We start from the raw sequence: 23,287 nt of genomic DNA on the forward strand, positions 1-23,287 counted from the left end.
TATCTCCGCGTCAATGGGTTGGCGCCGGGCTTCTGACCGGGAGTCCACCACATGCCCCTTGCCGCAGCGTTGACGTCGGCTTAGCCTCTGGAAAACGTTTCCCAAGCATTGCCGGAGATCGTCGGACCGACGATCACGAGCTGGAGGACATCCCGTGGACCCTGCCTGGTCGGCCGCCGCGTACGACCGCACCCTGCTGCGAGCGGCTCTCGACGAGGGCGACCGCCGCTGGGACGCCGAGGCGAACCTGCTGCGGGTCGAAGCCCCGTACAACCCCATCCACACGCACATCAAGGGGGGCCTCGCGCACCCCACCCGCAACTCCCTGCACTACGCCCTCCTTCTGCTGGAGCGGGGCGGCGAGGGCGACGCCGAGCGTGCCCATGCCGTGATCCTGCGGATCGCCGCGCTCCAGGACCGCTCGCCGGAGAACCCCACGTACGGCATCTGGGGCTACTACGCCGAGGAACCGGCCGCGGAGATGGACCCGGCCGACTGGAACTGGGCGGACTTCCTCGGCATCGCCCTGCTGCTGGTGCACGCCCGCCACGGCGACGGTCTGCCGGCCGAGGTGCGGCACGAGCTCAGGGAGTCGCTACGGCACGCGGCCGCGTCGATCGTCCGCAGGAACGTGCATATGACGTACACGAACGTCGCCGTCATGGGTACGTTCGTGACGCTCGCCGCCGGGAGACTCCTCGACGACGAGGAGTTGTTCGCGTACGGCAAGGACCGCATGGTGCGGCTCTCGCGGGCCATCGACGGCACCGGCAGCTTCACCGAGTTCAACAGCCCGTCCTACTGGGGCGTCGTGCTCCAGACCCTGACCCTGATCAGGGAACATGTCGACGACGCGGAGGTGCTGGAGCTCAACGACCGGCTGCACGACCGTCTCTGGCAGCACTTCCTGGCCCGCTGGCACCCGCCGACCCGTCAGCTCTCCGGCCCGATGGCCCGCTGCTACAGCAACGACCTGGGTGTGCCGCCGTTCCTGGCGAAGGCGGTGCGCGGGGAGCTCGGCGCGCCGGTGCCCAGCCCGGTCCGGGGCGAGATGTCGGCCGGGCTGGACGCCTGCGTGGACTACCGGATGCCCGAGTGGGTCCTGCCACGGCTGCGGGAGCTAGCGGGCGGGCACGAGCACCGGGAACTGTTCACCGGGAGCCCGGCCCCGGAGACGGGCACCACCTGGCTGGATCCGGTCACCACCCTGGGCAGTGTGAACCACCAGGACACCTGGCTCCAGCGGCGGCCGCTGTTCGGCCACTGGGTACGTCCGGACGGATCCGCCGGTCATCTGCACGTCCATCTGGTGAAGGACGACGGGGCGGAGGACTTCGACTTCGCCTCGGGTGTGCTCTCCACCGTGCAGAGCGGTCCGCATGTCGCCTGGCTGACGGGGTTCGCCTGCCCGGCGGGAGACCGGCACCACCACCTCGACATGATCACACCGGGCGACCGCTTCCGGGCCCGGTCGCTGCGTCTGGTGGTGGACCTGATCGGTGCGCCGCCCGTGGCGGAGGCGTCCACGATCGACGGTGGCGTCGCACTCGACCTGGGGACGGCCCGGTTGGACTTCAGGCTGGCCGGAGGCTCCTTCGGCGGCCGCACGCCGACGGCCCGGCTGGTCCCGCGCGCCGACGGGGTGCGGATCGAGGTGGTGCTCTTCGAGAGCGCGGCCCCGGCCGAGCTGGACTGGGCAAAGCTCGGCGACACCTTCGCGGCGGGGACCCTGTCCCTGGTGCCGTCCGGTACGGGGCGCGGTGCGCCGCCCGCGCCGGATCCGGAGGTGGAGGTCTCGGGTGACCGCGCCGAACTGCGGTGGACGACCCCGCGGGGGAACCGGCTGACGGTGTCCGGCGGCCGGTCGGTCGTCTCCCGCGAGGAGCACGCCGCGCTGCACTCCGCGACACTGGACGGCGCCGCGCCGCCGTCGCCCCGTCTGTCGGATTCCCTGCTGGTCCCGTAGGCATCCCGGGCCTTCGTTCCGGCCCGGTCGCAGCCCGGCGCACGAGCGGGCAGCGGCCGGCTGCGACCGCTCGGGACACCTGATCCCGCGTGCGGCCGGCCGAGGGTGCCGCACTGTTCCCCGGCCGGCCGGTCAGCTCCCCGGCCGGCCGGTCGGTCAGCGACGCACGAACTTCACCGCGTCGGCGTGCACGCACCCGGTGCCGCTCGCGGTGAGGGACACGGCGGCGCCGGTGCCCTCGGCGTACGACCGGGTGCCGAGGGAGACCCAGCCGGACCCTCCGGTGCGTTCGTCGAGGGTGCTCCTCGTCACCGAGCCGTTGTTGTCGAGCGCGAGCCGGGCCGCGGGGTCACCGCCGGGCGTGGCCGTCTTCCGGACGAAGACCTCGTACGTTCCGGCGGCGCGGAGGCGGGGCCGCCAGGTCGCCGTGGCACCGGCGTCGCAGGCATAGGTCATCGGCGACTCCTTCGTCCACCCGGAGAGCGAACTGGCCGACCAGGCACCGGAGGTGGAGTACCCGTAGGCGGCGGGGCCGTCGTTGTCGACGTAGTAGTCGCGCTGCCAGTAGCGGACGTAGTCGAACTGCATCGCGGACGGCAGCCCGGTCGTGTCCGGCACGGACCCGTAGGCGATGGAGGTGAGCCAGATGGCGGTGTAGTCGTGGGTCCACTGGTCGGGGGTGTAGGGCGCGGTGTACTTCAGGGCGCCGTCCAGAGAGAACTTCACACCGCTCTCGGACCAGTCGATCCCGTAGGTGTGCCACTGCCGCAGATCGAGGCCGCTGTCATAGGTGCCGGAGCCGTAGTGCACCGGGCCGGTGGCACCCGATCCCTTCCAGCTGTGCACATTGTGGGCGAGCTTCGTGGGGTTGGCCGAGTCGACCTCGAATCCGTCGACCTCGGTGCGCTGGTCCGCGGGGAACGTGGTGCTGCCGTCGCCGCCCATCAGCCAGAACGAGGAGTGCCAGCCGCTGCCGTCGTTGATCCTGGCGCGGGTCTCGTAGTAGCCGTAACGCAGCCGCTGCTTGCTGACGACTCCGCCGCCGGTGAAGTCCTTGCCGGCGTAGGTCTCCTTCTTGAGGTTGATGCCGAGGCTGCCGCCGGACTCGGTGACGTTCTCCTTGCGCTGTGCGCTGTAGGCCTTCACGTCGGTGCGGAAGCCCCACTTGGCGGTGTCGACGGTGGTGCCGTCGAACTCGTCGCCGAAGGCGAGCGTCCAGCCGTCGCCGGGTGGGGACGGCTCGGCGGCCGTGGCCTGCGGGGCGATCGCACCGGCCAGTGCCACCAGCCCGGCAGCCATGGCGGCGAGCGTGCGTGGGATGCGGGTTCGGTTTTTCATGCCGCCCTCACTCCTTCATCGGTCGACGAGCCACTTGGCGCACCACGCTGTCAATCTGTGCAACTCGTATGTGCAATGCAGGAAGAGTGTCCGCATGTCGAGGACGCGTCAAGCCCTAGGGTCGATCGGTCTCCGTATTCGTCCCACTCGAAGGGGTGATGACTCCGCGCTGCCTGGATGCTGATCCCGCATGGTGCATGCCGGATCCGCCGGGGCATTCCATCATCGGGACGACGGGCGCGGCCGAGCGGCCTCTCCATGTCCCTGCCGGCCCCTGGCCGGGGTACGAGGGGCGGAGACGGACCGGGTGAGGTAAGCCGGAAGCATGACCTCCCGGCGGTTCCTGCAGTCGATCCGCGAGTCCCGGCGGCGCAGGAACGTGCTCGTGGCGGTGCCGTTCGCACTGATCGCCGTCGTCACGGCGGTCGATGTCTCCGCACCGCCGGATGTCCATCTCGGCCCGTTCCTGGTGGCTGCGCCCGCAGTGGCCGCCTCGTTCACCGGGCCGCGCATGACCGCCTTCGTCGGTGCGGTCGCCGTGCTGGCGCAGTCCCTGGTGGCCGTCGCCCGCTCCAGTCTCAACGACCTCAACCACACCTACCAGATCATCGCGCTCGTTCTCATCTCCGTCTTCGTCACCTTCTTCGCCCACCTGAGGGTCCGCAACGAGCGGGCCGTCGCCCAGCTGCGCTCGGTGGCCGAGGCGGCACAGCACGTGGTGCTGCGGCCACTGCCCGCACGGAGCGGCCCCCTGCGCATCGCCTCGGTCTATCTGGCCGCGGAGGCGGAGGCGCAGATCGGCGGCGACCTGTACGCCGCCGCCCGGACCATGGGGGGCACCCGCCTGATCATCGGTGACGTACGCGGCAAGGGGCTCGCCGCGATCGGTGAGGCGGCCAGCGTCCTGGGGGCCTTCCACGCCCTGTCCCGCCAGCAGTGGCAACTGCCCGAACTGGTGGCCCACCTGGAGACGAGCATCGCCCCGGACCCGGACGACCCGGCACCCGAGGGCGGGGACGAGCCCGGGGAGCACGATCCTGACCTCGCGGAGTCCTTCGTCACCGCGGCGGTGCTCGACATCCCCGACGACGCCGCCGAGATCCGCCTGGTCAGCTGCGGTCATCCGCCGCCGCTTCTGCTGCGCGCGGGTGAGGTGATCCCGCTCGGTGTGCGGGTGCCGGCCCCGCCGCTCGGACTGACACACCTGGTGATCACGGAGCACACGGCGGAGACCTTCGGCTTCGAGGCCGGTGACACCCTGCTGCTGTACACCGACGGCGTCATCGAGTCCCGGGACCGGTCGGGGAACTTCTACCCGCTGCGGGAACGGGCCGCTTCGCGGGGCGGCGCGGGTCCCGACGCCCTGCTGGAATTCCTGTGCGCCGATCTGTTGCGCCACGCGGGCGGCCGCCTGGGGGACGATGCCGCACTGGTCGCCGTCGAGCGCCTGCCGGCCCCGGGCGACGCCGCGCCGACACCACCCTCAGGTCTGCCCGGTGCCCAGCCGGCGTGACACTGCGCGCAGCCAGGGGTGGCGTTCGTGGAGTTGCGCGGAGCGCCGGTCGAGCTCCTTGCCCAGGCGTTCCGTGCGCTTGTCGATGTCGAGCTCGTCCAGGATCCGGTCGACCTCGGCGAGCAGCGCGCCGTGCAGCTGCCACTGCCGGGGATGTTCCTGGACGTCTTCGAGGAGCAGGTAGGCCACCCTGTCCCTGGTCGCGCGGCTGAGGGCGAGGGCGTCCGCCAGCCTGGCCTCCGCGTCCTCCGCGTTCTGCGCGAGCGGGGTGGTGATCAGCTCCGAGAAGCTCTCGACGGCACCGGCCATCTGCCCGAACAGCTCCGTCAGGGACTCGGCCACATCGGCGGGGAACAGCGTCTCGTCGGTACGGGCCTTGGCCAGGTCGGTCAGGGTGCGCGACAGCACCCGCAGCACCACGGCGCAGATCTCCAGGGTGTCCAGACCGGTGCGCAGCACGACCCGGTACAGCAGTCCCTGCCGGACGCGCGGATTGAGCGTGAGGCTGTCCTCCGCCTGCCGCAGCGAGGCGTCGACCTCCACGATGTCGTGGTCGAGGCGGCGGGCCGCGTGGAGCCGGTCGGCCGCCCGCTCGACGGAGACGTGACCGGCCACGTCCTCCCCCATCGCACGGAACATCCGCCCCATCTCCCGGGCCAGTCCGTCGATGGAGGCGCCTGCGGGCTGCACCCACACCGGAGGCGCCAGGAGCAGGTTGAAGAGCAGTCCCACACCGGCTCCGATCAGGGTCTCCAGCACCCGGTCCCAGGCGGTCGACGCGACCTGCGAGACGCCCAGCACGAGCATCGCGCTGATCGCCACCTCGGGCACGAACTCGCCGACGCGCACCAGCCGCCCGATGATCAGCGAGGCGAAGATCGTCAGCCCGAGGCTCCACCAGTTCAGGCCCACCAGCGCGCTGAGCGCAGTGGCGATGAGCACCCCGACCACCACCGAGTTCACCCGGCGGATGCCCGTGGTGAGGGTCGAGTAGAGGGTGACCTGTACGACGAGGAGGGCGGTGAGCGGCGCCGTGAGCGGCGCGGGATGGGGCAGGGTCCACACCGCCACGACGTAGGCGATGACGGCAGCGGCCGTGGAACGCACGGTCTGCGCTCCGACGGGCTCCGTCGTACGCCGGACGAGCTCGATCACGGGTGCGGATACTCGGGCCATTCCCTTCCCATGCCCGCCCGCGCGCCGTGGCAGTGCGCCGGTGCGGCGACACCCACCGTACGGACGTGCGGGCCGGCGGCCCCGCCGTGGTCAGGGATCAGGGACCGGGGGTCAGGTCCGGAGGATGTCGAGCAGTTCCTCGACCGGGACGGCGGCCCCCATCTCGTCGGCCAGCCGCTCCGCCCGCGTGCGGTACGACGGCTCGGCGAGGATCCGTTCGGCGGCGGCGCGGATGCTCCGCACGTCGTCGGGGCCCAGGACCGCCGGCTCGTCCGCCGGGCCGCCGGTCGGGGGTACGGCCATTCCCGCCCCCGCCCCGGCGACCAGATCGGCGTTCTCCGGCTGGTCGGCGAAGAGGGGGACGCAGACCAGCGGGACGCCTGCCGCGAGAGCGCCGTAGACGGTCCCCGAACCGCCGTGACAGACCACGAGGGAGGCGCCGCGCAGGACGTCCGCCTGCGGCACCCACGGCTCCACATGGACGTGGGGCGGCAGTGGTCCGAGGTCCGAGGCGTCGATGTGGTGCCCGGTCGTGAGCAGCACCCGCACCGGCAGTGCGCTCACCGCGTCCACCACCGCCCGGTACAGGCCGACCGCGGTCGGCAGGGCGCCCGCCTCGGTGCCGAGGGTGACGTTGACCAGCGGTTCCTCCGCCCCGCCCCACCAGTCCGGCAGCACGCCCGGTCGGAGGGCTTCGTGATAGCGGTGGGTCACGGCGTACGGCGAGGGGTCCATGGAGGCCGGCAGCCGGGTCAGGTACGGGGAGTCGAGGAGCCGCTGCGCGATGCCGGGGCCGTACGCGTCGAGCACGGGGGGCAGGAGCGGGTCGGTGGCCGAGGTGAACCCCGCGGCCGAGACCGCGACCCGGGCATGCGGGATGCCGTGCCGCTCGGCGGCCACCACGGAGGCGAATTCGAACGACTCGTGCAGGACGAGATCGGGCCGCCAGTCGCGGCATGCCTCGTCCAGCGCGGGGAGCATCGCGGCGGTGCAGCGCCGGCCGAACACCTCCCCGACCATCATGACGACGCCGTCGTCCGGGGACAGGGCCAGCACCTGCTCCATGATCTGTGCGAGTTCCTCCCGGGGCGGCTCCCCGCCGATGCGGTACGGCTGTTTCCGGGCCGCGAGCAAGGATTCGAGTGCCGGCGGGGCGACGACGAGGACGTCGTCGCCCCGTGCCGTGCAGGCGTCGATGAGGGGGACCAGCGGCTGGAAGTGGCCCGAGCCGCGGGTCGAGGCGAAAAGTACACGCATGCGGCCGAGCGTACGGACCTTCACCTTCCGCCCACAGGCCCGCTTTCCGCCTGTTTTCGGCGCGTTTCCCGCGTTTGCTCGGATAGCCGGGCGGAAGCCTCGCAGCGGCGATCGGTTGCCGTACCCCTGTGCCAGGCTTCCGCGCGGGTCTCGCCGTCCCGGCTGCCGGACATCGGGCCGTGTTCACCTCAGGCGCTGCGGGCCCGGGTGGCGAGCAGGGCGGCCAGGATGCCCGGCACGAGCAGCAGCCCGAAGGCGGCGGCGTAGCCGACGTGGTCGTTCGAGCCGGCGCTCAGGAAGGCGTTGAAGACGGCGGAGGCGACACCCAGGATCAGGATCTGGCCCAGGTTCTGATTGGTCTGCATCGCGCTGCTGGCGTAGCCCTGCCGGCCGGTGGGGGCGTGGGAGAGCGACAGCACGGTGAGGGACGGGGCGAGCAGCCCCATGCCGAGCGCGGCGACGACCATCGACGACGCGGCGATGACCGGCGACATCCCGCGCAGCGACCCGACGACGGCGATCGCCACCGCCCCCGCCTGAACCGACGCACCGACCACGACCAGGTGGTGACGCGGAGTCCGTTCCGGCAGGCGGCCCTGCACCCAGGAGGAGGCCGCCCAGGCCAAGGCCGCGCCCGTGAAGGCCAGCCCCGTCACGACGGGGGCCACGTCCCGCCCGGTGACGAGCATCAGCGGCACCAGTGCCTCCAGCGTGAAGAACACGCCCGAACTCAGCCCGCGCAGCAGCACCGTGGCCGGCAGGCCGTGCGCGGCACGCCAGGTGCCCGTCGGCAGCAGCTGCGAGGCGAACAGCACCAGCAGGGCGAGTCCCCCCGCGGCGAACAGCAGATGGCGCGTGTCCCAGCCCGATGCGCCGTACTGGCCCAGCGCCGCGCCCACGCTCACCGCCACCGCGACCATCAGGGCGGGTCGCGGCGTGCTCTCCTCCGAGGGCGCGGGCGCGGCCCGCCAGGAACGGCCGCGCAGCACCGCCACGACCGCCAGGGCCGGGAGCGCCGTCAGAGCCGCCAGGCCGTAGAACACCACACGCCAGGACCACCATTCGGCCACCAGTCCGGCCAGCGGAGGGCCGACCAGGGACGGAATGATCCAGCAGGCGCTCATCAAGGCCAGGGCGCGCGGCTGCAGACGGTCGGGATACGCCTGGCCGATCGCCGCGTTGATCGCCACCGCGATCATCCCGCCCGCCACTCCGTCCACGAAGCGCCCGGCGGCCAGTTGCCAGATCGAGGTGCTGGCGGCCGAGACCAGCAGGGTGACCACCGCCAGCACCATGCCGACGGCCAGCGGGCGGTGCGCCCCCGAGCGGTCCGCCCAGTGACCGCCCAGCACCCCGCCCAGCAGGCTCGCGGCCACGAAACACCCCGCCACCAGCGGGAAGAGCGACACCCCGTCCAGATCCTGTGCGGCCGTCGGCAGGGTGGGCACCACGGCCAGCGCGGCCAGGCCGGTCAGGAACATCACCGCGGCGAAGCTGGAGGTGGCCGCCAGGTACGTCCGGGAGAACAGTCCCTCTGCGGCTTCGGACCCCAGGGGCGGCAGGTCGGCCGTGGTCCGCCCTCCGTGTTGTGCCGTGGCCGGTTCTGCGGATGTCGCGGGCGGGGTGGGCGAGGTGCTCTTCGGGGCATCAGTCACGGGCCCACAAGCTAGGTGGAGTACGCGTCCGAGTGCCAATGGTTTTCGGCGGCCAAGGGGGCGGCGCCGTCGTGGCCGTGGCCGTTCTCGTGAAGCTCTTGCGCCAGGCCAGCGACACGTACACGAGACCGATCAGGACCGGGACTTCGATGAGCGGGCCGACGACGCCGGAGAGCGCCTGGCCGGAGGTGACGCCGAAGGTCGCGATGGCGACGGCGATGGCGAGTTCGAAGTTGTTGCCCGCCGCGGTGAACGCCAAGGTGGCCGTGCGGTCGTAGGCCAGGCCCAGAGCCTTGCCGAGGAGGAAGGTGCCGAAGAACATGATCGCGAAGTAGACGAGCAGCGGCAGTGCGATCCGGACCACGTCCAGGGGCTGCGAGGTGATCGTCTTCCCCTGGAGGGCGAACAGGATGACGATGGTGAAGAGCAGCCCGTACAGCGCCCAGGGGCCGATCCTCGGCAGGAGTTTCGCCTCGTATTTCTCGCGGCCCATCCTCTGCTCGCCGATGCGGCGGGTGAGGAAGCCGGCCAGCAGCGGGATGCCGAGGAAGATGATGACGTTCAGCGCGATGTGCCATACAGACACGTCCAGGCCCTGGCCGTCGCCGAGGTTCAGCCACCGGGGCAGCAGATCGAGGTAGAACCAGCCCAGCAGGCCGAACGCGATGACCTGGAACACGGAGTTCAGCGCCACGAGTACGGCGGCTGCTTCGCGGTCGCCGCAGGCCAGGTCGTTCCAGATGATGACCATGGCGATGCAGCGCGCGAGGCCGACGATGATCAGGCCGGTGCGGTACTCGGGCAGGTCCGGCAGGAAGATCCACGCCAGGGCGAACATGACGGCCGGACCGATGATCCAGTTGATGACCAGCGAGGACACCATCAGCGTGCGGTCGCCGGTGACGGTGTCGAGCTTGTCGTAGCGGACCTTGGCCAGGACCGGGTACATCATGACGAGCAGGCCGAGCGCGATCGGCAGGGAGATCCCGCCGATCTCGATCTTCGCCAGCGCGTCGTTCATCCCGGGGATCAGCCGCCCCAGGCCCAGGCCGACGGCCATGGCGAGCAGGATCCACACCGCGAGGTAGCGGTCGAGGGTGGAGAGCTTCCTGACGATCGAGTCGTCCCCGGCCGCCGTGGCGGTGGTGGGTTCGGTGGAGGTCACGGGCAGGCCCTCTTGTTCCCGGCTGCGGTACGGGCGGACTCGGCCAGCGCCGCGAACTGCTCGGACAGACCGGCCAGGACCTCGGGCTTGAGCCTGTAGTAGGTGAAGCGGCCGCACGGCTCGGTCTCCACCAGTCCGGCCTCGCGCAGCACCTTCAGGTGGTTGGACAGGTTGGTCTGCTTCGCGCCGGTCTCCTCGATCAGATGCGTCGTGCAGAGCGTCTCGCGGGCCAGCAGGGTCACGATCTTCAGGCGGAGCGGATCGCCCAGCGCCCGGATCAGATCAGGATCGACTGAAGTCAGCATGGACTGATACTTTCACATCACCACCCGCTGATACCAGCGGAGGCTGATGTCAGCGGCGACTGGCGCCGCCGTGAGACGAGAGGGTTCGCCATGCCCGAGACCGTGCCCGAGACCGCCGGAAAGCCGTCCGTCCTGTTCGTCTGCGTCCACAACGCCGGCCGCTCCCAGATGGCCGCCGCCTGGCTGACCCATCTGGCCGGGGACCGCATCGAGGTCCGTTCCGCGGGCTCCGACCCCGGCGCGGCCGTCAATCCCGCCGCCGTCGAGGCGATGGCCGAGGTCGGCATCGACATCTCCGCCGAGACCCCGAAGATCCTCACGACCGACGCCGTCCGCGCGTCCGATGTGTGCATCACCATGGGCTGCGGTGACACCTGCCCCGTATTCCCCGGCAAGCGCTACCTCGACTGGCAGCTCGACGACCCCGCCGGACAGGGCGTGGCGGCCGTCCGCCCCATCCGCGACGAGATCAGGACCCTCGTCGAGGAGCTGATCGCCGAGCTGGCACCGCGCACCGAGCGGTGAGCGGGAGACGTCCCCGATCCGGACGGGGACGCGGACAGACGGCCGGACGAGGCCGGGAAGCGGACCGGAGCGCCGGGGAAGGGTTCCGGCCCTCGGGGAGCCGGGGCGCTGCCGGGCCACCGCCCGTACCTCGATCCTCGCGCGGCGCCACACGGTTCGCATCCGGATCGGCCCGCCGCGCAGGGCGGCGGGCCGATCCAGCAGGTGAGCCGATCCGGCCGAGGTGCCGCTCAGCGCACCAGGGGCGAGGACGCGCCGGCCCGGACGGGCGGGAGCGACCGCGCGTTCACAGGGTGCGTTCGAGACGGTCTGCCATCAGCCTGACGAAGCGCGAGGGGTCGCCCAGCTCTCCGCCCTCGGCCAGCAGGGCCAGGTCGTGGAGGAGCTCGGCCGTCTCCTGGAGCCCGGTGTCGCCGTCCTCACCGCGTTCGCCGTGTGCCCGGTTGAGGCCGCTGACCAGCGCGTGCTCCGGGTTGAGTTCGAGGATGCGCTTGACCTGGGGAACGTCCTGGCCCATGGCGCGGTACATGTTCTCCAGGGCCGGCGACACATCGTGCGTGTCCGAGACGATGCAGGCGGGCGAGACGGTGAGACGCGAGGAGAGCCGTACCTCCTTGACGGTCCCGCTCAGCCGGTCCGTCATCCAGCCGAGCAGATCCGCGTACTCCTGCTGCCGGCCCTCGCGTTCGGTCGCGGCCTCCTTCTTCTCCTCCTCGGTGCCGAGGTCGACCTCGCCCTTGGCGACGGACCGCAGCTTCTTGCCGTCGAACTCGGGCTCCGCCTGGACCCACACCTCGTCGACGGGGTCGGTCAGCAGCAGCACCTCGACGCCCTTGGCGCGGAACGCCTCCATGTGCGGGGAGTTCTCGATGGCCTGCCGGGACTCGCCGGTCAGGTAGAAGATGTGCTCCTGGCCGTCCTTCATCCGCTCCACGTACTGCCGCAGCGTGGTCGGCTCGTCCTTGTCGTGGGTCGTGGCGAAGGACGAGACACCGAGGATCGTCTCACGGTTCTCGAAGTCGCTCAGCAGCCCTTCCTTGAGGACCCGGCCGAACTCCCGCCAGAACGTGGCGTACCGCTCCGGTTCGGCGGACATCATGTCCTTGACCGTCGACAGCACCTTCTTCGCCAGACGCCGGTGCATCAACTGGATCTGGCGGTCCTGCTGGAGGATCTCGCGCGACACGTTGAGCGACAGGTCCTGCGCGTCGACGACCCCCTTGACGAAGCGCAGGTACGGAGGCATCAGCGCTTCGCAGTCGTCCATGATGAAGACGCGCTTCACATAGAGCTGGATGCCGCGCTGGTACCCCTGCATGAACAGGTCCTGGGGCGCGCGCGACGGGATGAAGAGCAGCGCCTGGTACTCGAACGTGCCTTCCGCCTGGAGGCGGATGGTCTCCAGCGGGGCACTCCAGTCGTGGCTGATGTGCTTGTACAGCTCGTGGTACTCCTCGTCGGAGACCTCGTCGCGCGAGCGCGCCCACAGGGCCTTCATCGAGTTGAGCGTCTCGGGCTCGCGCGGGGCCTCGTCGGCACCCTCCCCCGACTCCGACTCCGCGGTGCCGTCGGCCGCGGCCTCCGGGGCCATCCTGACCGGCCAGGTGATGAAGTCCGAGTAACGCTTGACGATCTCCTTGATCTTCCATGGGGAGATGTAGTCGTGGAGCTGGTCCTCGGCGTCCTCCGGCTTGAGCCGGAGCGTGACCGCGGTCCCCTGGGGAGCGCTGTCGACGGTCTCGATCGTGTACGTGCCCTCGCCGCTCGACGTCCACCGGGTGCCCTGGCTCTCGCCCGCGCGCCGGGTCAGCAGGGTGACCTCGTCGGCCACCATGAAGCTGGAGTAGAACCCGACACCGAACTGGCCGATCAGCCCTTCGGCGGCGGCCTCCTCGGTCTCCTTGGCTTCCTTGAGTTCCCGCAGGAACTTCGCGGTGCCCGAGTTCGCGATGGTGCCGATGAGCTGGACGACTTCGTCGTGAGACATCCCGATGCCGTTGTCCCGCACGGTCAGTGTGCGGGCCTGCCGGTCGGTCTCGATGACGATGTGGAGATCGGACACGTCCACGTCGAGCGAGTCGTCGCGCAGTGCTTCGAGTCGCAGCTTGTCGAGCGCGTCGGAGGCATTGGAGACGAGTTCGCGCAGGAACACGTCCTTGTTCGAGTAGATCGAGTGGATCATCATCTGCAGAAGCTGTCGTGCTTCCACCTGAAACTCGAACGTCTCAGTGGGCATAATGCGTGATTCCCTCTCAGTTCCGCGGACTGGGATGTGGCCAGAGCACTTTAGATCAGCCGGTCATCATGCCGGGAGCGAGTGGTTCAGAATGAGCGGATGAAGCGAAGAGCCGAAGGCGAGGGCGCGGCGGGTCCGCGGTCCGGAGCCCCGCGGTCGATACGGGCGTACGGGGCGGCCGGCCTGGCCGAAGCGGCCGTACTGCTGCTCAGCGGGTGCGACGCCCTCAACACCGACAAGACCCCCGAGCGCGTCAGGAACGGCACCTCCGAGCTCGATCTGACCGTCACCGGGCGCCCCACCCCCGGCACCCTCACCACCGCCGAGCACGTCCTGGCCCGGCTCAGGGCCCGTGACGCCGAGGGCCTGACCGAGCTCGCCGTGGAGGGCGGCAGCACGAAGGAGGACGCGCGGCGATGGGTGACCCGTTGGGGCGGCGCAGCCCAGCGCCCGGTCACCGCGGACTTCCTGCTCGGCGAGAGAGAGGCCTCCGTCGATCTCCGTTTCACGGGCGAACGGACACCGTTGACCCTGCGGCTGAAGGACAACGACTACGACGACGAGTTCCGGGTGTTCCTCCAGGAGGACCGGTGAGAAAGCCCTCAGGGCCTCCCGGCACGGCCATCCTCAGCCCGGCGCCACCGCGTAGCCGTCGGCCGTCCAGCCGCCGTCGCTGACCATCACCTGCCCCGTGATGTTCGCGGACACCCCGGAGGAGAGGAAGAGGGCGAGATGCGCGATGTCCTGCGGGGTGCCGAGGCGGCCGCGCGGGGTGCGGCGGCGCAGCGCCCGCGTGTCGAGCCGCCCGGCGTCGGAGAGCCGGGTCAGCAGCTCGGTCTCGACGTACCCGGGTGCGAGCGCGTTGACCCGGATGCCGGACGGGGCCCACTCGACGGCCAGGACCTTGGTGAGGGCGGCGACGGCGGCCTTGGTCGCGCAGTACGCCGCGCGCTCGGGCCCTGCGGTCACCCCGTACATCGACGAGGTGGTGAGGACGACGCCTCCGTCGCCCTCGCGCATGACGCGGGCGGCGGCGCGGGCGCAGACGAAGACGCCGGTGAGGTTGACGTCCAACGCGGTGTTCCAGCGGTCCAGTTCGAGGTCGAGGGAGGGCGCGTTGGCGGACACACCGGCGTTGGCGACCATGACGGACAGCTCCCCGGTCCGGGCGGTGAACGCGGTGAGCGCAGCCGTCACGGCGTCCTGGTCGCTCACCGGGGCCGTGGCCGTCGCGATCACCTGCCCGGGGCGACCCTCGGCCAGTGCGGGCCGCACCCGGTCCAGTTCGTCGCCGTCGATGTCGAGCAGCAGCACATGGCACCCGGCGCGTACGTACGCCTCGGCCATCGCCAGGCCCAGGCCGCGCGCGGCGCCGGTGACGCATACGGACCTGCCGTCCAGGTCGGGGTAGACCGCCGCTTCCGTCGTCATGTTCCGTTCCGTTCCCGCTCGCTGTGCCGGTTTCGCCCTCGGTGCTTCCGGTCCTGCTCAGACCATGTGCATTCCGCCGTTGACATGGATGACCTCGCCCTGCACGAAACTCGCCGCGGGTGAGCACAGGAAGGTGACGACGGAGGCCACTTCCTCCGGCCGGCCCAGGCGGCCGAGGGGCGTGGTGGCCAGAGCGGTGTCGCCGCGCTCGGCGACGTAGTCGCGGGTCATGGAGGTCTCGATGATTCCGGGCGAGACCATGTTGATCCGTGCCCTGGAGCCGAGTTCCCAGGCGAGGCTGCGGGAGAAGGCGAGCAGCGCGCCCTTGGTCGCCGCGTAGTGCGCGTGCCGGACGCTGCCGCGGTGGCCGGCCATGGAGGTCAGATTGACGATGCTGCCGCCTTCGTTGAGGTGGGGCAGGACCGCGCGGGTGAGGTAGAAGACGCCGTTGAGATTGACCGAGATGACGGCGTTCCACTGCTCGTCGGTCATGTCGGCGACGGCCTGCTCCGGATAGATCCCGGCGGCGGGCACCAGGAAGTCGACCGAGCCGAACGCCTCGACGGCGGCGGCGACGAACGCGTTGTTGCTCTCCGGCGAGGCCGCGTCCAGGGTCCGGGTGAGCACGGTCGCGCCGGTGGGGTCGAGCGTCGCGGCGAACTCCTCCAGCGCCCCGGCGTTCAGGTCGCCGAGCACCAGGCCGGCGCCGGCCGCGTGGAACTGGCGGGCCACCTCGCGGGCGATGCCGCCGCCCGCGCCGGACAGGAGGAGGGTCCGGCCCTCGAAGGGGCGGGCGTCAGTCCGCGGAGCCTGCTGCGTCTGCTGTGTGGTCGTTGTCATGGTCGTCCTCTGTGAACAGTTCGGGATGTCGGGCCAGCTCCAGCCGCGTACGGCGGATGTGGCCGGTGAGAAAACGTTCGGCGTCGACGGTGTCGGCCCGCTTGATCGCATCGATGATCAGGCGGTGCTCGGCGTGGATCAGTTCCCAGCCGCTGTCGCCCGCGAGCCGGGCGAAGGCGCGGCGGTAGTGCTGTGTGGTGTTCCAGAAGCGGTCGACCATGGCGGTGATCTGGGTGACCCGGCATCCGGCGTAGGTGAGCAGGTGCAACCGGCCGTCGAGGGCCAGGAAGCGGTCCACATCGGTGGTCAGCTCGATCTGCCGGGCGATCGTCTCCAGTTCGGCGACCTGCTCGGCGGAGAGGTGCGGAATGCTCTCGCCGAGGGCGAGCGGTTCCAGGCGTTCGCGGATCTTGTAGACGCCCTCGCACTCCGCCATGTCCATTCTGGAGACCCAGGCGCCGCTGTTGGACTTCACGACGGTCAGGCCCTCGGCCGCCAGTATCCGCAGGGCCTCGCGCACCGGCAGCCGGCTGGCGCCGAGCTGTGCGGCGACCTGCTCCTGCATGATCCGTGCGCCGGGGCGCAGTTCACCGCTCAGGATGGCGGCGCGCAGATGGTCCGCGACGCGCTGGCTGGCGACGGCGGCCCCGGCGGAATCGGATCCGGAGGAGTCGGATCCGGTGGTCGGCTTACGAGACATGGTTCTCCCTGGTGCGGTGGCGCGGCGGCGCGTTCAGACGGAAGGCTGCCACAGCCGTACCGGTGAGTCGGCCTCGTACCGCTTGCCGTCCGGGTAGGAGACCAGTTCCAGCTGCATCCCCCAGGGGGCGAGGAAGTAGACCCAGCGCTGCCCCTCGCTCGGGCCCGAACTGGCCGTGGGTTCGCCCAGGATCCGTACGCCGTGCTGCCGCAGATGTGCCACGGCGGCGTCGAGGTCGGTGACGTAGAAGGCGAGATGGTGGCCGCCGATGTCGCTGTTGCACGGCGGTCGCGTCTCCTGCCCGGGTGCCTCGTACTCGAAGATCTCGAAGTTCGGGCCACCGGCGCAGCGGAAGAAGCGCAGCTCGCGCATCACGGCGCGCGGATGCACGCCCAGGTGGTCGCTCATCCAGGTGCCGTCGGAGTGGAAGGGGCCGAGCGAGTAGACGTGCTCGCAGCCGATCACCTCGACGAAGAACCGGGTCGCCTCTTCGAGGTCGGGAACGGTGAAGCCGATGTGCTCGACGCCGGCGAGACCGGGAAGCCCTCGCCACCGATCACCCGTTGAATGGATCCATCTATCCGCCATGCATCTCACATTGCGCCGCCATAGGTGCGGTAGTCAATGGGCACTCCCGAAATCTGAACGTAACGTTCCGGTCACGAGGTATTGGCTATGGATCCATTCACTGCGACAGTGCTCACCGAATCACACAGGAGAGTGCTCATGCCCACACACCGGAAACTGGCCCCCGCCTCACCCTGGACCGAGGTGACGGCGACCAAGAAGGACTGGCAGGGCGCGGACCCGCGGCTGCTGACCTCGATGTTCACCCAGACCCTGCTGATCAGGACCTTCGAGGAGTACGTACTCGACCTCGCGGGCCAGGGACTGGTCCATGGACCGGCGCACTCCAGCATCGGGCAGGAGGGCGGCGCCGTCGGCTCCGTGCTCCCGCTGACCGGAGCCGACTTCGTCGGCGGCTCGCACCGGGGACACCACCAGTTCCTGGCGAAGGCACTGGGGTACGTCGCGCCCGACGGCATCGACCTGCGCCGTCCCGTCGACGCCGGGGTGCGCACCGTCCTGCAGCGCAGCCTGGCCGAGATCTGCGGCCTGGCCAGGGGCTTCTGCCGGGGACGCGGCGGATCCATGCATCTGCAGTGGCGCGAGGCCGGGGCCATGGGCACCAATGCGATCGTCGGCGGCGGCGTGCCGCAGGCGGCCGGGTTCGCCTGGTCGGCGCGGCAGGCCGGCACCGATGCCGTCTCGGTGACCTACTTCGGGGACGGCGCGGTCAACATCGGCTCCGTGCTGGAGACGATGAACCTCGCGGCCGCCTGGAAGCTGCCGGTCTGCTTCTTCATCGAGAACAACAAGTACGCCGTCTCCACCCACGTGGACGAGGCGACGGCCGAGCCCCGGCTCTCGGCGCGCGGCCTGGGCTTCAACATCCCCAGCTGGCGCGTGGACGGCATGGATCCGCTCGCCGTGCACCTCGCCATGAGCGAGGCCGTGGACCACATGCGGGCCGGTCACGGGCCGACGATCGTCGAGGCCGAGGTCTACCGCTTCTTCCACCAGAACGGCCCGTTCCCCGGCAGCGCGTTCGGCTACCGCACCAAGGACGAGGAGAAGGAGTGGCGGGCCCGCGACCCGCTGGCCCTCGTCTCGCGGCAGCTCGTCGAGAACGGCGTCCTGAGCGCCGACGAGATCGAGGAGTGCACCGCGCGGGCCAAGGCGGTCATGGCCGCCATCGGCGACGAACTGCTGGAACCCGACCCCGACGGCAAGCCCGGCACCCGCCGCATCCGGCCCGCCGAATGGCCCGACCCGTCCTTCCGTGACGTCGGGGTGCGCGGCGACCTCAGCGAGTTCGACGGCGTACGCCTCGCCGACACCCGCACCGACTCCGACACCGGGCCGGATGCCTTCCAAGGGCGCCTGGAACAGCGGAAGTTCATCGACGTCGTGGCCGAGGTGATGAGCCGGCGCATGGCCGAGGACGATTCGGTCGTCGTCATGGGCGAGGACGTGCACCGGCTCAAGGGCGGCACCAACGGTGCGACCAAGGGCCTGGCCGAGGCTCACCCGGACCGGGTCCTGGGCACGCCGATCAGCGAGAACGCCTTCGCCGGGCTCGCGGGCGGCATCGCGCTCGACGGCCGGTACAAGCCGGTGGTGGAGTTCATGTACGCCGACTTCATGTGGGTCGCGGCCGACCAGATCTTCAACCAGATCGGCAAGGCCCGGCACATGTTCGGCGGCGACGGGCAGGGGTCCGGCGTCCCGCTCGTCCTGCGCAGCAAGGTCGCCATGGGCACCGGCTACGGCTCCCAGCACTCCATGGACCCGGCGGGAATCCTCGCCACGGCCCCCGGCTGGCGGATCGTCGCCCCGTCCACGCCCTTCGACTACGTCGGCCTGATGAACTCCGCGCTGACCTGCAAGGACCCGGTCGTCGTACTGGAACACACCGATCTGTACAACTCGGTCGGTCCGGGCCCGGTGGACGACCTCGACTACTGCCTGCCCGTGGGGAAGGCGGCCGTGCGCCGCACCGGATCGCGGATCACGATCGTGACGTACCTGGCGATGACCAACTACGTCCTGGAGGCCGTCGAGCAACTGGGCCTGGACGCCGAGGTCATCGACCTGCGCTGGCTGGACCGCGCCAGTCTCGACTGGGACACCCTCGGCGCGAGCATCCGGAAGACCAACAACGTGCTCATCGCCGAACAGGGCCCCGTGGGCACCTCGTACGGCGGCTGGCTGTCAGACGAGATCCAGCGCCGCTGGTTCGACTGGCTCGACCAGCCGGTGGAGCGCGTCCAGGCCGGCGAGTCCTCGCCCAGCATCAGCAAGGTGCTGGAGCGGGCGGCCATCGCACGGACCGAAGAGGTCGTGGCCGCGCTCCAGCGGGTCACCGGGAACTGACCCTCCCCGCACGAGAGAACACCCAGGAGGGTTGATCATGGCAGAACTGTTCCGAATGCCCGCCGTGGCCGCCGACGCGGCAACGGCCGTACTGTCCGCCTGGCAGGTGGCGGAGGGAGCGTCGTTCACGAAGGACGACGCGCTGGTCTCCATCGAGACCGACAAGGCCGAGGTGGACGTCGCCGCCGAGCAGGACGGCGTACTGCTCAAGACCCTGTACGAGGCCGGGGTCGAGATCGAGGTCGGCGATCCGATCGCCGTGCTCGGCGCCGTCGGCGAGCAGGCCGGTGACCTGGACGCGCTGCTGGCCGGACTCGGCGTCGTCGCGCCCGGCGAGGCCCCGAAGGCGGTGCGCCGGGACGTACCGGACGAGCCGGTGGCACGGCCCGCGGCCGCCCCGGCGTCCGGTGCGCCGGAACGCGCCGGGCGCGTCTTCAGCAGCCCGCTGGCCCGCAGGCTGGCCCGGGAGGCGGGCCTCGACATCGAGGCCCTCACCGGCACCGGTCCCGGCGGCCGCATCGTCAGGCGTGACGTCGATGCCGCGGTCGCGGCCCGCCGCACACCGGAGCCGCAACCGGCCCCGACCCCGGCTGCTCCCCCGGCGGCCGCCGTACCGCGGACCGCCGCGCCCGCCGACACCGGCGCGCACGAGGACATCCCGCACAGCCGCATGCGCCGGGCGATCGCCAGGCGCCTGACGGAGAGCAAGCAGCACACCCCGCACTTCTATCTGCGGGCCACCTGCGCCGTGGACGAGCTGCTCGCCCTGCGGCAGCGGATCAACGCCGTCAGCCCGGTCAAGGTCTCGGTCAACGACCTGCTGATCAAGGCCGTCGCCACGGCGCACACGCAGGTGCCGGAGATGAACGCGGTGTGGCAGCCGGACGCCGTCCGCCGGTTCAGCGCCGTCGACGTCTCGGTCGCCATCGCCACCGGGACGGGCCTGGTGACCCCGGTGCTGCGCGGGATCGAGAACCTGTCGGTGTCGGCGATCGCCGCGCGCACGCGCGCGTACGCGGAGCAGGCACGGGCCGGGGCACTGCACCCCGCCGACCTCGAAGGCGGATCGATCACCGTCTCGAACCTCGGCATGTACGGGGTCGAGGAGTTCGCCGCCATCATCAACCCGCCGCAGGCCGCGATCCTGGCCGTCGGTGCCGCACGCGACGAGGCGGTGGTCCGCGACGGTGCGGTCACCGTGGCGAAGGTGCTCGGCGTGGTCCTGTCCGTGGACCACCGTCCGGTGGACGGCGCCGTGGCGGCGCGCTGGCTCGCGGCCTTCACCGAGGCCGTGGAGAACCCGGTCCGGCTCGTCGTCTGACCCCACCCCGGCGGGGCCGGGCGGACCGCGGCGTCACCGTCGCGGTCCGCCCGCCACCGCCACCCCTGGGCCGCAGTCCGCGTCAGGCGGCTGCCAGAGCACTCCAAGAGGACACCGATGTCTTTGATCCGCGCTTCCCGCACGCCCGGTGCGGCCACACCGAACGAAACCCCGCCCGATGCGCTCGGCGCGCTGGACCAGCGCAATCTGCGGCGGCTGATGCCGCTGCTGCTGGCCGCCTACATCATGTCGTTCCTGGACCGGACCAATATCGGCCTGGCCAAGGAACGCCTGGAGGTCGACCTCGGCATCTCCGCCGCGGCCTACGGGCTGGGCGCGGGGCTGTTCTTCCTCACCTACGCGATCTCCGAGGTGCCCAGCAACCTGATCATGTACCGGGTGGGCGCCCGCTGGTGGATCACCCGGATCATGCTCACCTGGGGCGTCGTCTCCGCCTGCATGGCCTTCGTGCAGGGTGAGAAGTCCTTCTACGCGATGCGGCTGCTGCTCGGTGCCGCCGAGGCCGGGCTGCTGCCGGGCATCCTGCTCTACTTCACGTACTGGTTCCGCTCCGAGATCCGTGGCAGGGCCATCGGCCTGCTCCTGCTCGGCGCCTCGATCGCCAGCGTCGTCGGAAACCCGCTCGGCGGACTGCTCATGGAGATGGACGGGCTCGGCGGCTGGCACGGCTGGCAGTGGATGTTCGTCATCGAGGGCGTCCCGTGCCTCTTCCTGGCCTTCGCCATCTTCAAGTACCTGCCCGACGGCCCGGCCAAGGCCCCCTGGCTGACGGCGGAGGAGGCCCGGCTGGTCCAGGAGGCGGTCACCCGCGAACAGACCGAGGGCGCCGAGGCGGCCGGCAACGGCTCCGGGTCCGGCTCGCTGCTGACCGTGCTGCGGGACAAGCAGATGCTGCTGGCCATCTTCGCCAACTGGACCCACCAGGTCGCCCTGTACTCGGTCGTCTACTTCCTGCCCGGCATCATCGGCGGCTGGGGCGATCTCTCGCCGTTCACCATCGGCCTGCTGACCGGACTGCCCTGGCTCACCGCGGCCGTCGGTGCCGTGCTGGTGCCGCCGCGCGCGACCACACCCCGGCGGTCCCGCAACTTCGTGGTGGTCGGTCTGCTGATGATGTTCACCGGCCTCATCGTCGCCGCCGTCGCCGGTCCCGTGATCGCGCTGCTCGGCTTCTGCTTCACCGGCCTGGCGTTCTTCGTGGTCCAGCCCCTGCTGTTCAACTTCCCCGCCACCCGGCTCTCGGGCAAGACCCTCGCCGGCGGCCTGGCACTGCTCAACACCATCGGCATCACCGGCGGCTTCGTCGGCCCCTACATCATGGGATACGCCGAGGACGCCACCGGCAACCATCTGTCCGGCCTGTGGGTGTCGATCGTCCTGCTGGCCCTCGGCGCACTGGCGGCCACCCGGCTGCGCTTCTCCCCCAAGGCCTGACGCACCCGATTCCCGAGGCACACCGGGGCGCGGGTCATCCCGGGACACCCCCACCGACAGAGGTGATCCTGCGGGTGCCCGCACCCCGGACCGGTTCCCGCTCGAACCGGAACAGCCGCGGACCCCGTCGGCCAGCGTGGATCCGCATGCCCCACACCGAGATCGAGATCACCGCGGAACTGGTCCAGGATCTGCTGCGCGACCAGCACCCCGACCTGGCCGATCGCCCCGTGCGGCTCGGCGCGCGCGGCTGGGGCAACCAGCTGTGGCGGGTCGGCGACGACCTCTCCGTCCGGCTGCCCTGGGCGACACTGTCCGCGGACGCGCTGCTGCGCAAGGAGCACGACCGGCTTCCCGCTCTCGCCCCGGGGCTTCCGCTGCCGGTCCCCGTCCCGCAGCGCCTCGGCGAGCCCTCCGAGCGGTTCCCACGGCCCTGGATCGTCACCACCTGGGTGCCGGGAACGCCCGCCGACCACGCCCCGCCACGCGCGCCGCGGAGGCGGCCGACTCCCTGGCAGCGTTTCTGACCGCTCTGCACCGGCCCGCACGACGGGGCGCCGACCGGCCGTGACCGCGGAGGGCCGCTGACCGACCATGCCGAGGGGTTCGCCCGGTCCTTGGCCTCGGCCACCGAATCGGGGCTGATATCCGACCCGGACGCCGTCCGCGCCGTCTGGAAGGGCGCCGTCGCCGCGCCCGCCTGGACGGGGCCGGCCATATGGCTGCACGGCGATCTGCACCCGGCCAACGTCCTCACCTCGGACGGCGCCTTCTGCGGCGTGATCGACTTCGGCGACCTCTGCGCGGGCGATCCGGCCTGCGATCTCGCCGCCGCCTGGCTCCTGCTGCCGGACGGCGCCGTCGACCGCTTCCACGACGCCTATCAGCCGGCCCCGGACCCGGCGACGCTGCGCCGCGCCCGCGGCTGGGCGGTGCTGAAGGCCCTCGTCCGCATCTTCATCGGCGATGCGGGCGACCACGGCCGTCCGGGGGGCAAGCCCACCTGGGGCCCGCCCGGCCACGCCTCGCTGCGACGCCTCACCGCGACGCTCGACCACTCCGGCTCCCCCGCCCCGAAGAAGTGACCTGAGCCACGCGGACGTCGTACGGCACCGGAGGCATCCCGGTGGAGCAGACGACCTGGGCCGGACCGGTCCCCCATGTCTCATGTCACGTTCCGGAATGTGAGCAGTGCTGCCCGGAGAGCGATCGGGCCTCTAGTCTGGCCGGTGCAGCTGGTTCGCCCTGTCCGCCAGGCAGGTGCGTCGTAAGAGGGAACCCGGTGGGAATCCGGGACTGCCCCGCAGCGGTGAGTGGGAACGACCGCCGTCATACGCACTGGATCCGGCCGGATCCGGGAAGCGACGGCCAGTAGGTGTCTGCCTTCGGCAGACGTGCCCGCGAGTCCGAAGACCTGCCCGTTGCCCGCACCCGAACCCTCGTGTGCGGACATCCCGGTGACCTCGT

The 23,287-nt window shown here is 71.0% G+C and carries 17 protein-coding genes, 2 pseudogenes and 1 riboswitch; of the genes and pseudogenes, 8 read left to right on the forward strand and 11 right to left on the reverse strand.

The genetic code is table 11. The features are described 5' to 3' along the window. Window positions 1–154: 154 nt before the first annotated feature. Entirely contained in the window at window positions 155–1,966 is a 1,812-nt protein-coding gene (locus tag GA0115234_RS12090) for a hypothetical protein (RefSeq protein WP_093540904.1), read from the forward strand. Between the two features lie 156 nt (window positions 1,967–2,122). Here the strand turns inward: GA0115234_RS12090 and GA0115234_RS12095 are convergent, their stop codons facing one another. Then, window positions 2,123–3,304 (reverse strand): glycoside hydrolase family 16 protein, encoded by a 1,182-nt coding sequence (locus tag GA0115234_RS12095; RefSeq protein ID WP_093540905.1) that lies wholly within the window; start codon window positions 3,302–3,304, stop codon window positions 2,123–2,125. A 325-nt stretch (window positions 3,305–3,629) separates the two neighbouring features. Here GA0115234_RS12095 and GA0115234_RS12100 point away from each other — a divergent pair, with 325 nt between their 5' ends. Beyond that, entirely contained in the window at window positions 3,630–4,817 is a 1,188-nt protein-coding gene (locus tag GA0115234_RS12100) for a PP2C family protein-serine/threonine phosphatase (protein WP_093540906.1), read from the forward strand. Here GA0115234_RS12100 and GA0115234_RS12105 read toward each other — a convergent pair. The 5 genes and pseudogenes from GA0115234_RS12105 to GA0115234_RS12125 all read right to left on the reverse strand — a co-directional run bounded on the left by GA0115234_RS12105 (window position 4,788) and on the right by GA0115234_RS12125 (window position 10,375). Next, window positions 4,788–5,993 (reverse strand): FUSC family protein, encoded by a 1,206-nt coding sequence (locus tag GA0115234_RS12105; RefSeq protein WP_093540907.1) that lies wholly within the window; start codon window positions 5,991–5,993, stop codon window positions 4,788–4,790. The genes GA0115234_RS12100 and GA0115234_RS12105 overlap by 30 nt on opposite strands. 111 nt (window positions 5,994–6,104) lie before the next feature. Beyond that, complete coding sequence (locus GA0115234_RS12110; protein ID WP_093540997.1) at window positions 6,105–7,250, reverse strand: glycosyltransferase; 1,146 nt, start codon at window positions 7,248–7,250, stop codon at window positions 6,105–6,107. Window positions 7,251–7,438: 188 nt separating this feature from the next. Further along, window positions 7,439–8,905 (reverse strand): MFS transporter, encoded by a 1,467-nt coding sequence (locus tag GA0115234_RS12115; protein WP_370804324.1) that lies wholly within the window; start codon window positions 8,903–8,905, stop codon window positions 7,439–7,441. Between the two features lie 61 nt (window positions 8,906–8,966). Next, a pseudogene (gene arsB / locus GA0115234_RS12120) lies at window positions 8,967–10,070 on the reverse strand (ACR3 family arsenite efflux transporter); the annotation flags it as partial. Next, window positions 10,067–10,375 carry an ArsR/SmtB family transcription factor gene (locus GA0115234_RS12125; RefSeq protein ID WP_093540908.1) on the reverse strand — a complete coding sequence of 103 codons (309 nt, stop codon included), beginning with the start codon at window positions 10,373–10,375 and terminating at the stop codon, window positions 10,067–10,069. The gene GA0115234_RS12125 and the pseudogene arsB, both read right to left, overlap by 4 nt. Window positions 10,376–10,465: 90 nt before the next feature. On the opposite strand from GA0115234_RS12125, the gene GA0115234_RS12130 reads away from it, so the two are divergent. Continuing rightward, complete coding sequence (locus GA0115234_RS12130) at window positions 10,466–10,900, forward strand: arsenate reductase ArsC (RefSeq protein ID WP_093540909.1); 435 nt, start codon at window positions 10,466–10,468, stop codon at window positions 10,898–10,900. 286 nt (window positions 10,901–11,186) lie between these two features. Here the strand turns inward: GA0115234_RS12130 and htpG are convergent, their stop codons facing one another. Beyond that, window positions 11,187–13,136 (reverse strand): molecular chaperone HtpG, encoded by a 1,950-nt coding sequence (gene htpG / locus GA0115234_RS12135; protein WP_093540910.1) that lies wholly within the window; start codon window positions 13,134–13,136, stop codon window positions 11,187–11,189. Window positions 13,137–13,235: 99 nt separating this feature from the next. Here htpG and GA0115234_RS12140 point away from each other — a divergent pair, with 99 nt between their 5' ends. Further along, a complete protein-coding gene (locus tag GA0115234_RS12140; RefSeq protein ID WP_093540911.1) occupies window positions 13,236–13,730 on the forward strand; it encodes a hypothetical protein in 495 nt (164 codons plus the stop codon). Between the two features lie 33 nt (window positions 13,731–13,763). Here the strand turns inward: GA0115234_RS12140 and GA0115234_RS12145 are convergent, their stop codons facing one another. From GA0115234_RS12145 to GA0115234_RS12160, 4 genes are read right to left on the reverse strand one after another with little or no spacing between them, the layout of a single operon-like run. Continuing rightward, on the reverse strand, window positions 13,764–14,567 hold the full coding sequence (locus GA0115234_RS12145; protein ID WP_093540912.1) for an SDR family NAD(P)-dependent oxidoreductase: 804 nt from the start codon (window positions 14,565–14,567) through the stop codon (window positions 13,764–13,766). A 57-nt stretch (window positions 14,568–14,624) separates the two neighbouring features. Next, window positions 14,625–15,407 (reverse strand): SDR family NAD(P)-dependent oxidoreductase, encoded by a 783-nt coding sequence (locus GA0115234_RS12150; protein WP_093540913.1) that lies wholly within the window; start codon window positions 15,405–15,407, stop codon window positions 14,625–14,627. After that, window positions 15,364–16,107 carry a GntR family transcriptional regulator gene (locus tag GA0115234_RS12155; RefSeq protein WP_093540914.1) on the reverse strand — a complete coding sequence of 248 codons (744 nt, stop codon included), beginning with the start codon at window positions 16,105–16,107 and terminating at the stop codon, window positions 15,364–15,366. The genes GA0115234_RS12150 and GA0115234_RS12155 overlap by 44 nt, the downstream gene beginning before the upstream one ends. Before the next feature lie 33 nt (window positions 16,108–16,140). Further along, window positions 16,141–16,695, reverse strand: coding sequence for a VOC family protein (locus GA0115234_RS12160; RefSeq protein WP_093540915.1), 555 nt, complete (start codon window positions 16,693–16,695; stop codon window positions 16,141–16,143). A 138-nt stretch (window positions 16,696–16,833) separates the two neighbouring features. On the opposite strand from GA0115234_RS12160, the gene GA0115234_RS12165 reads away from it, so the two are divergent. The 4 genes and pseudogenes from GA0115234_RS12165 (at window position 16,834) to GA0115234_RS43385 (ending at window position 22,905) form a co-directional block, all read left to right on the forward strand. Next, window positions 16,834–19,044 carry an alpha-ketoacid dehydrogenase subunit alpha/beta gene (locus GA0115234_RS12165; protein ID WP_093540916.1) on the forward strand — a complete coding sequence of 737 codons (2,211 nt, stop codon included), beginning with the start codon at window positions 16,834–16,836 and terminating at the stop codon, window positions 19,042–19,044. Window positions 19,045–19,081: 37 nt separating this feature from the next. Further along, window positions 19,082–20,365: a 2-oxo acid dehydrogenase subunit E2 gene (locus tag GA0115234_RS12170; RefSeq protein ID WP_093540917.1), complete on the forward strand. Its 1,284-nt coding sequence runs from the start codon at window positions 19,082–19,084 to the stop codon at window positions 20,363–20,365. 117 nt (window positions 20,366–20,482) lie between these two features. Further along, window positions 20,483–21,820 carry an MFS transporter gene (locus GA0115234_RS12175; RefSeq protein WP_093540918.1) on the forward strand — a complete coding sequence of 446 codons (1,338 nt, stop codon included), beginning with the start codon at window positions 20,483–20,485 and terminating at the stop codon, window positions 21,818–21,820. A gap of 146 nt (window positions 21,821–21,966) precedes the next feature. Continuing rightward, a pseudogene (locus tag GA0115234_RS43385) lies at window positions 21,967–22,905 on the forward strand (phosphotransferase). A gap of 134 nt (window positions 22,906–23,039) precedes the next feature. After that, window positions 23,040–23,257: riboswitch (cobalamin riboswitch) on the forward strand. Window positions 23,258–23,287: the final 30 nt, after the last annotated feature.

The organism is Streptomyces sp. DvalAA-43, from assembly GCF_900091725.1.
Lineage (GTDB): Bacteria > Actinomycetota > Actinomycetes > Streptomycetales > Streptomycetaceae > Streptomyces > Streptomyces pulveraceus.